The sequence below is a fragment of the Cupriavidus sp. 21MJTG02-4 genome (assembly GCF_057798975.1).
In genome coordinates this window covers 1-12,508 of record NZ_JBYOJP010000020.1, presented here as the reverse complement: position 1 = coordinate 12,508, position 12,508 = coordinate 1, and the positions used below count along the sequence as shown (strand labels likewise).

The following is a 12,508-nucleotide window of genomic DNA, read 5'->3' as shown; positions in this document are numbered from 1 at the left end:
GCGATTCTTTGGCCATCCATAAGTGATCCCTTAAGTGATGGCTTTCTGACGAAGTTGATCTGACCGGAAGCGACGATCTGCACAGACACAAGTTGTGTCGGGCGTCCGGAATGAAAAACCGCAGCCGAAGCTGCGGTTCAGATTGCTGGCCACGCCGCTGGTTGTGGGTCAGGCCACCCGCCGCCCAGGCATCAGCCCCCCATACTCCTTCCCCAGAAACTCGGCCGTGTGCTCGAGCAAATAGGCACGGCAGCTCTCGCCGGCCGGCGACAAGCGCTTGCTTGCCATATGCGCGACATGCCAGATGCGCTCGATCGGCGTGCCTGTCACGTCCAGCAGCGCGATCTCACCGGTGCGCAGTTCCAGCGACAGCGTGTGCAGCGACAACAGGCTGATGCCCATGCCGGCCATCACGGCCTGCTTGATGGTTTCGTTGCTGCCCAGCGTGATCACCTTGGCCGGCGTGAACAGGTGATCACGGAACATGTACTCCGCCACGGTGCGCGTGCCGGAACCCGGTTCGCGCAGCAGGAAGGTCTCGTGACGCAGTTCCTGCAGGTCGAACGCCTTTGCGTCGTGCAAGGGGTGGCGCGGCGCGGCCACCAGCACGTGCGGATGCGCGGCGATGGGCTCCGACACGGCATCCAGCTCGCGCGGCGGCCGGCCCATCAACGCGAGGTCGATCGCATTGTCCTGCAGCAGTTGCAGCAGCGTTTCGCGGTTGCCTTCAGCGATGCGCAGGTCGATGCCCGGGTGCAGCGCGGTAAACCCGGCGAGCAGCTTGGGCGCGAAGTACTTGGCCGTGCTGATCAGCCCGATCGTGATCGAACCCTGCTCGACGTTCTTGACCGCCTGCAGGCCTTCCTCGGCGTCCTTGACCTCGCCGAGGATCCGGGACGCGTGGTGCAGCAGGCGGTCGCCGGGCTCGGTCAGCGTGAGTTGCCCTTTGACGCGTTCGAACAGCGCCAGGCCGACCACGGATTCCAGCTGCTTGACCTGCATCGAGACCGCTGGCTGGGTCAGGTGCAGTTCCTCGGCCGCGCGCACGAAGCTGGCGTGCCTGGCCACGGTGACGAAGATCTGCAACTGACGAAGGGTGAGGGCGCGCAGGAAGGACATGGAGTGAGGGCGGCTTTTGGATGTTCCCGTGATGTGCTGTCTGGTTCGCACTTAAGGGATTGCTTATACAGGCACTAAGAATATCTGAATTTACCTTATGGAGGCGAGCTTATATCTTTGCATCAACGCAGCAGCCACGACGCTCAACCACGCAAGGAGACCAGCATGAATGCACCTGAACCAGTCCAAGCCAAGCCGCGCAAACGCTATGACGCCGGCGTCATGAAGTACAAGGAGATGGGGTACTGGGACGCGGACTACGAGCCCAAGGACACCGACCTGCTGGCGCTGTTCCGCATCACGCCGCAGGACGGCGTGGATCCGGTCGAGGCCGCCGCGGCGGTGGCCGGCGAATCGTCCACCGCCACCTGGACGGTGGTGTGGACCGACCGCCTGACCGCCTGCGACATGTACCGCGCCAAGGCCTACCGGGTCGATCCGGTGCCCAACAATCCCGAGCAGTTTTTTTGCTACGTGGCCTATGACCTGTCGCTGTTCGAGGAAGGCTCGATCGCCAACCTGACCGCTTCGATCATCGGCAACGTCTTCAGCTTCAAGCCGATCAAGGCGGCACGCCTGGAAGACATGCGCTTCCCGGTCGCCTATGTGAAGACCTTCGCCGGCCCGTCCACCGGCATCATCGTGGAGCGCGAGCGCCTGGACAAGTTCGGCCGTCCGCTGCTGGGCGCCACCACCAAGCCCAAGCTGGGCCTGTCGGGCCGCAACTACGGCCGCGTGGTGTATGAGGGCCTGAAGGGCGGGCTGGACTTCATGAAGGACGACGAGAACATCAACTCGCAGCCCTTCATGCACTGGCGCGACCGTTTCCTGTTCGTGATGGACGCGGTCAACAAGGCCTCGGCCGCGACCGGCGAGGTGAAGGGCAGCTACCTGAACGTGACCGCCGGCACCATGGAAGAGATGTACCGGCGCGCCGAGTTCGCCAAGTCGCTGGGCTCGGTCATCATCATGATCGACCTGATCGTCGGCTGGACCTGTATCCAGTCGATGAGCAACTGGTGCCGCCAGAACGACATGATCCTGCACCTGCACCGCGCGGGACACGGCACCTATACCCGCCAGAAGAACCACGGGGTGTCCTTCCGTGTCATCGCCAAATGGCTGCGCCTGGCAGGCGTGGATCATATGCACACCGGCACCGCGGTGGGCAAGCTGGAAGGCGATCCGCTGACCGTGCAGGGGTACTACAACGTCTGCCGCGATGCCTACACGCGTACCGATCTGACGCGCGGGCTGTTCTTCGACCAGGACTGGGCTTCGCTGCGCAAGGTGATGCCGGTGGCTTCGGGCGGCATCCACGCCGGCCAGATGCACCAGCTGATTCACCTCTTTGGCGACGATGTGGTGCTGCAGTTCGGCGGCGGCACCATCGGCCACCCGCAGGGGATCCAGGCCGGCGCCACCGCCAATCGCGTCGCGCTGGAAGCCATGGTGCTGGCGCGCAACGAAGGGCGCGACATCCTCAACGAAGGGCCGGAGATCCTGCGCGATGCCGCGCGCTGGTGCGGTCCGCTGCGGGCGGCGCTCGATACCTGGGGCGATATCAGCTTCAACTACACGCCGACCGATACCTCGGACTTTGTGCCGACCGCGTCGGTGGCCTGAACCGGATGCCACGCAACCGAAGCACGAAGACCGAACCCAAAGAACGAGAGGACATCATGCGTATTACCCAAGGCACTTTCTCCTTCCTCCCCGACCTCACCGACGCGCAGATCACCAGCCAGCTCGAATACTGCCTGAACCAGGGCTGGGCGGTCGGCATCGAGTACACCGACGACCCGCATCCGCGCAATACCTACTGGGAGATGTTCGGGCTGCCGATGTTCGACCTGCGCGATGCGGCCGGCATCCTGCTGGAGATCAACAACGCGCGCAACACCTTCCCCAACCACTACATCCGCGTCACGGCCTTTGACTCGACGCATACGGTGGAATCGGTGGTGATGTCGTTCATCGTCAATCGTCCCGCTGACGAACCGGGTTTCCGCCTGGTGCGTCAAGAAGAGCCGGGCCGCACCCTGCGCTACTCGATCGAGAGCTACGCCGTGCAGGCACGGCCAGAGGGCAGCCGCTACTGAGCGGCACCGGCTGAGCCGCCGCGCAGCGCCACCAAGGCGCTGCCGCCGGCGATTTCCTGACGCTGCAATCCAGCGGCTGCGCGGCCTGATGGCTGCGCGCCGGGGGGGAAGCTGCGCCTCGAATTCAGCGAACCGATTGATCGATTGACTCCCAGGAAGCCCGTCATGTCCGCACCCGAAACGACCGCGCCGCTGCAATCGCCTGCTGCCTTGCCTGCGGGTCTGCCAGCGAGTTTGCCAGCGAGTTTGCCAGGCTCGCTGGCCGAATCGCTGGCCAGCTCGGGCATTGCCGAACTGCTGGCCCAGCTCGACCGCGAGCTGATCGGGCTGAAGCCGGTGAAAGCCCGCATCCGCGATATCGCAGCCTTGCTGCTGGTGGACAAGCTGCGCGCCGCGCGCGGCTTCAGCGCGGGAGCCCCCAGCCTGCACATGTGCTTCACCGGCAATCCCGGCACCGGCAAGACCACCGTGGCCATGCGCATGGCGCAGATCCTGCACCAGCTGGGCTATGTGCGCCGCGGCCACCTGGTGGCGGTGACCCGCGATGACCTGGTCGGCCAGTACATCGGCCATACCGCGCCCAAGACCAAGGAAATCCTGAAGAAGGCCATGGGCGGCGTGCTCTTCATCGACGAGGCCTATTACCTCTATCGCCCCGAGAACGAGCGCGACTACGGCCAGGAGGCCATCGAGATCCTGCTGCAGGTGATGGAGAACAACCGCGAAGACCTGGTGGTGATCCTGGCCGGCTACAAGGACCGCATGGACCGCTTCTTCGAGTCCAACCCGGGCATGTCGTCGCGCGTTGCCCACCATATCGATTTCCCCGACTACCAGCTGGACGAGCTGCGCCAGATCGCCGACCTGATGCTGGGCGAAATGCAATATCGCTTCGACGAGGAAAGCCGCGCCGTTTTTGCCGACTACCTGGCCCGGCGCATGGCCCAGCCGCACTTCGCCAACGCCCGCAGCGTGCGCAATGCGCTGGACCGCGCGCGCCTGCGCCATGCCTCGCGCCTGCTCGACGACGCCGGCACGGTGGTGGATGACCGTGCCCTGACCACCATCACGGCCGGCGACCTGCTCGCCAGCCGCGTGTTCTCGCAGGCTGCGGCCGCGGAGTAAACCATGAAAGCCCTGATCTTCGATGTCGACGGCACGCTTGCCGATACCGAGACCGCCCACTTGCAGGCCTTCAACGCCGCCTTTGCCGAGGTCGGCCTCGACTGGTGCTGGGACGAGGCGCTCTACACCCGGCTGCTCAAGGTGGCCGGGGGCAAAGAGCGGCTGATGCATTACTGGCGCATGGTGGACCCGGAAGAGGCCCGCGGCTGCAAGATCAAAGAGACCATCGACGCCGTGCACGCGATCAAGACGCGCCACTACGCCGAGCGCGTCGGCAGCGGCCAGTTGCCGCTGCGGCCCGGCGTTGCCCGCCTGATCGAAGAGGCCGGCAAGGCGGGCGTGCCCATCGCCATTGCCACCACTACAACGCCGGCCAATCTGGACGTGCTGCTGCGCACGCCGTTCGGCGCCCGCTGGCGCGAGCGCTTTGCCGCCATCTGCGATGCCGGCACCACCGCCGTCAAGAAGCCGGCACCCGATGTCTACCTGGCCGTGCTGGAGCGCCTTGGCCTGGAGGCTGGGGATTGCCTGGCCATCGAGGACTCGGCGAACGGGCTGCGCGCCGCGCAGGCGGCCGGCATTGCCACCGTAATCACGCCCACGGCCTACACCGCGCAGGACTGCTTCGACGGCGCGCTGCTGGTGCTGCCGCACCTGGGCGACCCGGAACAACCGATCCCGCAGCAGCCCGGCGCGGCACACCGCTGGGCCGACCTGGCCGCACTGCGCAACTGGCATCGCGGCACCCTGTTCGAGGCAGCCTGAGATGCACGTTCCTGACCACGATGCAAGCCACGGCGGCAAGCGCGCAGTTCGCCTGGCGCCATCCATCCTGTCGGCCGATTTTGCGCGGCTGGGCGAAGAGGTGTGCGCGGTCGAGGCCGGCGGTGCGGACCTGATCCACTTCGATGTGATGGACAACCACTACGTGCCCAACCTGACCATCGGGCCGATGGTGTGCGAGGCGATCCGGCCGCTCGTCTCCGTTCCCATCGACGTGCACCTGATGGTGGAGCCTGTGGACGCCCTGATCCCGCTATTCGCCAAGGCCGGCGCAGGGATCATCAGCTTCCATCCGGAGGCGAGCCGCCATGTCGACCGCACCATCGGCCTGATCCACGACCACGGCTGCAAGGCTGGCCTGGTACTCAACCCAGCGACGCCGCTGGGCTGGCTGGACCATACGCTGGACCAGCTCGACCTGGTGCTGCTGATGAGCGTGAACCCAGGCTTCGGCGGCCAGGCCTTCATTCCCGGCGTGCTCGACAAGGTGCGCCAGGTGCGCGCGCGCATCGACCGGCAGCAAGCGGCTGGCGGGCGGGCGGTCTGGCTGGAGATCGATGGCGGCGTCAAGGCCGACAACATTGCCGAAATCGCACGCGCGGGTGCCGACACCTTCGTCGCCGGCAGCGCCGTCTTTGGCGCGCCGGATGCCGACGGCGGCTACTGGAGCATCCTGCGCCGCCTTCGCGAGGCCGCCACCGTCACGTAGCCGGCAGCCGGCACCACACAAGAACACATCGCCAATCTAGAGGAGACCTGTCATGCCTGAAGTCCAAAGGATGACCCTGACGCAATTCCTGATCGAGGAGCGCCGCCGCTATCCGGACGCCAGCGGCGGCTTCAACGGCCTGATCCTCAATGTCGCCATGGCTTGCAAGGAAATTGCGCGGGCCGTGGCATTCGGCGCGCTGGGCGGCCTGCACGGCCAGGCTGGCGCCCAGGGCGGAGCCGAGGCAGCCGTCAACGTGCAGGGCGAGGTCCAGCAGAAGCTGGACGTGCTCAGCAACGAGACCTTCCTGCGCGTCAACGAGTGGGGAGGGTACCTGGCCGGCATGGCCTCGGAGGAAATGGCGGCGCCGTACCAGATCCCCCGCCACCATCCACGCGGCAAATACCTGCTGGTGTTCGATCCGCTCGATGGCTCATCCAACATCGACGTCAATGTCTCGGTGGGCAGCATCTTCTCGGTGCTGCGTGCGCCGGAGGGCACGGCCGATGTCACCGAGCAGGCCTTCCTGCAGCCCGGCACGGCCCAGGTCGCGGCGGGCTACGCGCTCTACGGCCCCACCACCATGCTGGTGCTGACGGTCGGCAACGGGGTCAATGGCTTCACGCTGGACCCGAACCTGGGGGAATTCTTTCTCACGCATCCGAACTTGCGCGTGCCGGCCGATACCAGGGAATTTGCCATCAACGCGTCGAACAGCCGCTTCTGGGAGGCGCCCATCAAGCAATACGTGTCGGAGTGCATGGCTGGCCAGACCGGGCCCCGCGGCAAGGATTTCAATATGCGCTGGATCGCCTCGATGGTGGCCGAGGCGCACCGCATCCTGATGCGCGGCGGCGTCTTCATGTACCCGCGCGACACCAGGGATCCGGCCAGGCCGGGGCGGCTGCGCCTGCTCTATGAAGCCAACCCGATTGCGTTCCTGATGGAGCAAGCCGGCGGGCGCGCCAGCACTGGCCGGCAAGCGCTGATGTCGGTGGCGCCGGGCGCGCTGCACCAGCGCATCGGCGTGATCTTCGGCTCGTGCAATGAAGTGGAGCGGATCGAGCGCTACCACACCGAGCAGACCGACCCCGACCTACCCAATCCCCTGTTCAACGAGCGCAGCCTGTTCCGCGCGTCCACCTGAGGTACCTGGCCATGTCAGAACGTTATCCCATCATCGCCATCACCGGCTCTTCGGGCGCCGGGACCACATCGGTGACCCGTACCTTCGAAAACATCTTCCGCCGCGAGGGCGTGAAGTCGGTGGTGATCGAAGGCGACAGCTTCCACCGCTACGATCGTGCCGAGATGAAGGTCAAGATGGCCGAGGCCGAGCGCACCGGCAATATGAATTTCAGCCACTTCGGCTCGGAGAACAACCTGTTCGGCGAGCTCGAGAACCTGTTCCGCTCCTATGCGGAATCCGGCACCGGCATGCGCCGGCGCTACCTGCACAGCGTGGAGGAAGCGGCCCCCTTCGGGCAAGAGCCCGGCACCTTTACCGAGTGGGAGCCGCTGCCGGCCGACACCGACCTGCTGTTCTATGAGGGCCTGCACGGCGGCGTGATCACCGACGAGGTGAACGTTGCCCAGTATCCCAACCTGCTGATCGGCGTGGTGCCTGTCATCAACCTGGAGTGGATCCAGAAACTGTGGCGCGACAAGAAGCAGCGCGGCTACTCGACCGAAGCCGTGACCGACACCATCCTGCGCCGCATGCCGGACTACGTGAACTACATCTGCCCCCAGTTCGCGCACACGCATGTGAATTTCCAGCGCGTGCCGTGCGTGGACACGTCCAACCCGTTCATCGCGCGCGAGATTCCCGCGCCGGATGAAAGCATGGTGGTGATCCGCTTTGCCAACCCGAAGGGGATCGACTTCCAGTACCTGCTTAGCATGATCCATGACTCCTTCATGTCGCGCGCCAACACCATCGTGGTCCCGGGCGGCAAGATGGAACTGGCCATGCAGCTGATCTTCACGCCATTCGTGCTGCGCATGATGGAGCGCCGCAAGCGCGCCACCCAGTAAGGAGCCCAGATGAACGCACCCGAATGCATCGACTCCGCGGCGCGCTGTGCCAACGCGTTGCGCTTCCTCGCCGCCGACGCGGTCGAACAGGCCAGGTCCGGCCACCCCGGCGCTCCCATGGGCATGGCCGAGATGGCTGAAGTCCTGTGGCGGCGCCACCTGCGCCACAACCCGGCCAACCCCGCCTGGCCCGACCGTGACCGTTTCGTGCTGTCCAACGGCCATGCTTCCATGCTGCTGTATTCGCTGCTGCACCTGAGCGGCTATGACGTGCCGATGTCCCAGCTGCGCCAGTTCCGCCAGCTGCACGCGAGCACGCCAGGCCATCCGGAAGTGGGCGTGACGCCGGGCATCGAGACCACCACGGGTCCGCTGGGGCAGGGCCTTGCCAATGCCGTCGGCATGGCGTTGTCGGAAAGGCTGCTGGCCGCTACCTTCAACCGGCCCGGCATCGATATCGTCGACCACCGTACCTATGTCTTCCTCGGCGATGGCTGCCTGATGGAAGGGCTCAGCCACGAGGCCGCTTCGCTGGCGGGAACGCTCAGGCTGGGCAAGCTGATCTGCCTGTACGACGACAACGGCATTTCCATCGACGGCGACGTGGCCGCATGGTTTGCCGACGATACGCCCAAGCGCTTTGCCGCCTACGGCTGGCATGTGATCGCCGGCGTCGACGGGCACGATGCGCAGGCCATCGACGCCGCCTTGGCCGCGGCCAAGGCGGAGCACGAGCGGCCCACGCTGATCTGCTGCAGGACCGTGATCGGCAACGGCGCGCCCGCCAAGGCCGGCGGGCATGACGTGCACGGCGCGCCGCTGGGTGCGGCGGAAATTGCCGCCATGCGCGACGCGCTGCGCTGGGAGGCCGCGCCGTTCACCGTGCCAGCGGACGTGGCCGACGCCTGGGACGCACGCGCGCAGGGCGCCGCGCGCGAGGCCGAATGGGAGGAGCGCTTCGCCGGCTATTGCGCCGCGTACCCCGAACTGGCCGAAGAGTTCCTGCGACGTGTCCAGGGCTGCCTGCCGAACGGCTTCGATGCGGAATTGCTCGCGCAACTGGAGGCGCAAGCGGACGCACCTTCGCCGCTGCAAGGCAAGATCGCCACGCGCAAGGCCTCGCAGCTGTGCCTGGAGGCGCTGACCTCTGCCTTGCCCGAACTGCTGGGCGGCTCGGCCGACCTGACCGGCTCCAACCTGACCAACGTCAAGGCCTCGATCTGGGTCAATCATGCCGGGCACGGCAACTACGTGAGCTACGGCGTGCGCGAGTTCGGCATGGCCGCGGTCATGAACGGCATTGCGCTGCACGGGGGGCTGATTCCCTACGGCGGCACCTTCATGACCTTCTCCGACTACTCGCGCAACGCCATCCGCATGGCGGCGCTGATGCGCCTGCGTGTGATCCACGTGCTGACCCACGATTCCATCGGGCTGGGCGAGGACGGCCCCACGCACCAGCCGGTGGAGCATGCCGCCAGCCTGCGGCTGATTCCCAACAACCGGGTCTGGCGCCCCTGTGACGGCGCGGAAACCGCATACGCGTGGCTGGCGGCGCTGCGGCGCGAGGACGGGCCGACCTGTCTGGTGCTGTCGCGCCAGGCGCTGACCCCGTTCGCGCGCGATGCGGCGCAGCGCAACGCCATTGCGCGCGGCGGTTACGTGTTGCGCGATGCGCCGGCGCCGCGCGTGGTGCTGGTCGCCACCGGCTCCGAGGTGGAAATCGCCGTGCGTGCGGCCGGGCAGCTGGCCGATGCCGGCATCGCCGCGCGCGTGGTGTCGATGCCCTGCGTCGAGCTGTTCTATGCACAGGACGCGGCCTACCGCGATACGGTGCTGCCGCCCGGCGTGCCGCGCGTCAGCGTGGAGGCCGGCGGCACCTGGTTCTGGCGCGGCGTGGTGGGCGAGCGGGGCAGGGCGCTGGGCATCGACACCTTTGGCGAGTCCGCGCCCGCCGAGGCGCTGTATCAGCACTTCGGCCTGACCCCGGCCCATGTCGCGGCTGCCGCGCTGGCCCTGCTGGAGGACGCATGATGGCAGCCCTGTCCGTGATACCCACGCCCTGCGCCGCGGTGCTGATCGACCTGGACGGCACGCTGGTCGATAGCGCGCCGGACATCGTCGGGGCCGCCAGCCTCATGCTGGCCGACCTCGGCAGCCCGCAGCTGCCGTTCGAGACCGTGGCCGGCTTTATCGGCCGCGGCGTGCCCAACCTTGTGCGGCGCGTGCTTGAGACTGCGCACCTGGCAACGCGGGTGGACGCCGCCGACGCCGTGGCGCTTTTCCATCGCCACTATGCCGATACCAACGGCCAGTTCGGGACCGTCTTCCCGGGCGTGGAGGCAGGCCTGCACGCGCTCCGGCGCGAGGGCTACCGCCTTGCCTGCGTGACCAACAAGCCGCAGGCGCTGGCGGCGCCGCTGCTGTCCATGACCGGCCTGGCCGCCTGCATGGATGTGCTGGTGGCCGGCGACTCGATTGCGCAGATGAAGCCCAGTCCCGAACCGCTGCGCCATGCCTGCCGCCTGCTCGACGTCGATCCCGCGCAGGGCGTGCTGGTGGGCGATTCGCCGGTGGATGTGGAGGCGGCGCGCTCGGCCGGCATGCCGGTCTGCCTGGTGCGCTACGGCTACGCCGGTCCTGGCGGGCCGGCGGCGCTGGGCGCGGATGCGCTGATCGATTCGCTGGAGGCATTGCCGGCACTGCTGACGCCGGTACGGCTGGCGCCAGCCGCCTGAGCCCGGGCCGGCACGCGATTCCGGCAGGCAAAGATATCAAGACAACGACACGGAGACAGCATGACTATCAAGGTTGCCATCAATGGCTATGGCCGCATCGGCCGCAACGTGCTGCGCGCCCACTATGAAGGCGGCAAGCGGCACGATATCGAGATCGTCGCCATCAACGATCTCGGCAACGCCGCGACCAATGCCCACCTGACCCAGTACGACACCGTCCACGGACGCTTCCCGGGCGAGGTCTCGGTCGACGGCGATGCCTTCCTCGTCAACGGCGACCGTATCCGCGTGCTGGCCCGGCGCAATCCGGCCGAGCTGCCGTGGGGCGAGCTGGGCGTGGATGTGGTGATGGAGTGCACCGGGCTCTTCACCAGCAAGGAAAAGGCCTCGGCCCACCTGAAGGGCGGCGCGAAGAAGGTGATCATCTCCGCCCCCGGCGGCAAGGATGTGGACGCGACCATCGTTTACGGCGTGAACCACGACGTGCTGAAGGCGACCGACACGGTCGTCTCCAACGCCTCGTGCACCACCAACTGCCTGGCGCCGCTGGTCAAGCCGCTGCATGACAGGCTGGGCGTGGTGAACGGGCTGATGACCACGGTGCATTCCTATACCAATGACCAGGTGCTGACCGACGTCTACCACGAAGACCTGCGCCGTGCGCGCTCGGCCACCATGTCGATGATTCCCACCAAGACCGGTGCAGCCGCCGCGGTGGGGCTGGTGCTGCCGGAGCTGGACGGCCGGCTGGATGGCTTTGCGGTGCGCGTGCCGACCATCAACGTGTCGCTGGTCGACCTGTCCTTCGTCGCCGCGCGGCCCACCACCGTGGACGAAGTGAACGGCATCCTCAAGGCCGCGGCGCAAGGCGAGCTCAAGGGCATCCTGGACTACAACGCGGCGCCGCTGGTCTCGGTGGATTTCAACCACAACCCGGCCTCGTCCACCTTCGACGCCACCCTGACCAAGGTCAACGGCACGCTGGTCAAGGTCTCGGCCTGGTATGACAACGAATGGGGCTTCTCCAACCGCATGCTGGATACCGCGGTGGCGCTCGCCGGGGCGCGCTGACAGGAGGCCATGATGAGCGAATCCCATGCTGCGCACTCGCTGCCGCAATCCACGGCGCCGCACACGCTGGCCGCGCTGCTCGCCACAGGCAGGATGGCTGGCAAGCGGGTCTTCATCCGCGCCGATCTCAACGTCCCGCAGGATGCCGCGGGCGATATCACCGACGACACCCGTATCCGCGCTTCCGTGCCCGCCATCGCGGCCTGCCTGCAGGCGGGCGCTGCGGTGATGGTCACTTCGCACCTGGGCCGGCCCGAGGAAGGGCGGCCTGACCCGCGCCATAGCCTGGCGCCGGTGGGGCGCCGCCTGTCGGAGCTGCTGAGCCGCCAGGTGCCGCTGCTCTCCGGCTGGACCGAGGGTGGCTTCCAGGTGCCGCCCGGCCAGGTCGTGCTGCTGGAAAACTGCCGCATGAACAAGGGCGAGAAGAAGAACAGCGACGAACTGGCACAGAAGATGGCCAGCCTGTGCGATGTCTATGTGAACGACGCGTTCGGCACCGCCCACCGCGCCGAGGCCACCACGCATGGCATCGCCAAGTACGCCCCGATCGCCTGCGCAGGCCCGCTGCTGGCGGCCGAGATCGACGCGCTGGGCAAGGCCCTGGGCCAGCCGGCGCGCCCGCTGGTGGCGATCGTGGCCGGCTCGAAGGTGTCGACCAAGCTGACCATCCTGAAGTCGCTGGCCAGCAAGGTGGACCACCTGATCGTCGGCGGCGGCATCGCCAACACCTTCCTGCTGGCCGCCGGCCTGAAGATCGGCAAGTCGCTGGCCGAGGCCGACCTGGTCGCCGACGCCAAGGCCATCATCGACATCATGGCCGCGCG

The 12,508-nt window shown here is 66.9% G+C and carries 12 protein-coding genes; 11 read left to right on the top strand and 1 reads right to left on the bottom strand.

Annotation, left to right across the window (positions count from 1 at the left end):
* Positions 1–168 precede the first annotated feature (168 nt).
* The gene (locus AC3FKH_RS29190; RefSeq protein ID WP_488679181.1) at positions 169–1,119 is read right to left on the bottom strand and encodes a LysR family transcriptional regulator; all 951 of its coding nucleotides are present in this window, start codon (positions 1,117–1,119) and stop codon (positions 169–171) included.
* Between the two features lie 165 nt (positions 1,120–1,284).
* Here AC3FKH_RS29190 and AC3FKH_RS29185 point away from each other — a divergent pair, with 165 nt between their 5' ends.
* The 11 genes from AC3FKH_RS29185 to pgk form a co-directional block, all read left to right on the top strand.
* Positions 1,285–2,745: a form I ribulose bisphosphate carboxylase large subunit gene (locus tag AC3FKH_RS29185; RefSeq protein ID WP_488679180.1), complete on the top strand. Its 1,461-nt coding sequence runs from the start codon at positions 1,285–1,287 to the stop codon at positions 2,743–2,745.
* A 56-nt stretch (positions 2,746–2,801) separates the two neighbouring features.
* Positions 2,802–3,221, top strand: a complete 420-nt coding sequence (locus AC3FKH_RS29180; RefSeq protein ID WP_488679179.1) for a ribulose bisphosphate carboxylase small subunit — start codon at positions 2,802–2,804, stop codon at positions 3,219–3,221.
* A 165-nt stretch (positions 3,222–3,386) separates the two neighbouring features.
* Positions 3,387–4,346, top strand: coding sequence for a CbbX protein (gene cbbX / locus AC3FKH_RS29175; RefSeq protein WP_488679178.1), 960 nt, complete (start codon positions 3,387–3,389; stop codon positions 4,344–4,346).
* Positions 4,347–4,349: 3 nt separating this feature from the next.
* Positions 4,350–5,111: an HAD family hydrolase gene (locus AC3FKH_RS29170; protein ID WP_488679177.1), complete on the top strand. Its 762-nt coding sequence runs from the start codon at positions 4,350–4,352 to the stop codon at positions 5,109–5,111.
* Position 5,112: 1 nt separating this feature from the next.
* The gene (gene rpe / locus AC3FKH_RS29165; RefSeq protein WP_488679176.1) at positions 5,113–5,838 is read left to right on the top strand and encodes a ribulose-phosphate 3-epimerase; all 726 of its coding nucleotides are present in this window, start codon (positions 5,113–5,115) and stop codon (positions 5,836–5,838) included.
* Positions 5,839–5,890: 52 nt separating this feature from the next.
* On the top strand, positions 5,891–6,985 hold the full coding sequence (locus tag AC3FKH_RS29160) for a class 1 fructose-bisphosphatase (RefSeq protein WP_488679175.1): 1,095 nt from the start codon (positions 5,891–5,893) through the stop codon (positions 6,983–6,985).
* 11 nt (positions 6,986–6,996) lie between these two features.
* Entirely contained in the window at positions 6,997–7,875 is an 879-nt protein-coding gene (locus tag AC3FKH_RS29155; RefSeq protein ID WP_488679173.1) for a phosphoribulokinase, read from the top strand.
* Positions 7,876–7,884: 9 nt separating this feature from the next.
* The gene (gene tkt / locus AC3FKH_RS29150; protein ID WP_488679172.1) at positions 7,885–9,909 is read left to right on the top strand and encodes a transketolase; all 2,025 of its coding nucleotides are present in this window, start codon (positions 7,885–7,887) and stop codon (positions 9,907–9,909) included.
* Complete coding sequence (gph, locus tag AC3FKH_RS29145; protein ID WP_488679171.1) at positions 9,906–10,613, top strand: phosphoglycolate phosphatase; 708 nt, start codon at positions 9,906–9,908, stop codon at positions 10,611–10,613. The genes tkt and gph overlap by 4 nt, the downstream gene beginning before the upstream one ends.
* A gap of 60 nt (positions 10,614–10,673) precedes the next feature.
* Positions 10,674–11,684 carry a type I glyceraldehyde-3-phosphate dehydrogenase gene (gene gap / locus AC3FKH_RS29140; RefSeq protein ID WP_488679170.1) on the top strand — a complete coding sequence of 337 codons (1,011 nt, stop codon included), beginning with the start codon at positions 10,674–10,676 and terminating at the stop codon, positions 11,682–11,684.
* A gap of 9 nt (positions 11,685–11,693) precedes the next feature.
* Positions 11,694–12,508 (top strand): phosphoglycerate kinase (gene pgk / locus AC3FKH_RS29135; protein WP_488679169.1); only part of this gene is annotated, 815 nt, incomplete at its 3' end.

Coding starts and splice junctions, on each gene's coding strand:
- AC3FKH_RS29190 (WP_488679181.1), bottom strand. CDS start 1,119: ATGTCCTTCCTGCGCGCCCTCACCCTTCGTCAGTTGCAGATCTTCGTC.
- AC3FKH_RS29185 (WP_488679180.1), top strand. CDS start 1,285: ATGAATGCACCTGAACCAGTCCAAGCCAAGCCGCGCAAACGCTATGAC.
- AC3FKH_RS29180 (WP_488679179.1), top strand. CDS start 2,802: ATGCGTATTACCCAAGGCACTTTCTCCTTCCTCCCCGACCTCACCGAC.
- cbbX (WP_488679178.1), top strand. CDS start 3,387: ATGTCCGCACCCGAAACGACCGCGCCGCTGCAATCGCCTGCTGCCTTG.
- AC3FKH_RS29170 (WP_488679177.1), top strand. CDS start 4,350: ATGAAAGCCCTGATCTTCGATGTCGACGGCACGCTTGCCGATACCGAG.
- rpe (WP_488679176.1), top strand. CDS start 5,113: ATGCACGTTCCTGACCACGATGCAAGCCACGGCGGCAAGCGCGCAGTT.
- AC3FKH_RS29160 (WP_488679175.1), top strand. CDS start 5,891: ATGCCTGAAGTCCAAAGGATGACCCTGACGCAATTCCTGATCGAGGAG.
- AC3FKH_RS29155 (WP_488679173.1), top strand. CDS start 6,997: ATGTCAGAACGTTATCCCATCATCGCCATCACCGGCTCTTCGGGCGCC.
- tkt (WP_488679172.1), top strand. CDS start 7,885: ATGAACGCACCCGAATGCATCGACTCCGCGGCGCGCTGTGCCAACGCG.
- gph (WP_488679171.1), top strand. CDS start 9,906: ATGATGGCAGCCCTGTCCGTGATACCCACGCCCTGCGCCGCGGTGCTG.
- gap (WP_488679170.1), top strand. CDS start 10,674: ATGACTATCAAGGTTGCCATCAATGGCTATGGCCGCATCGGCCGCAAC.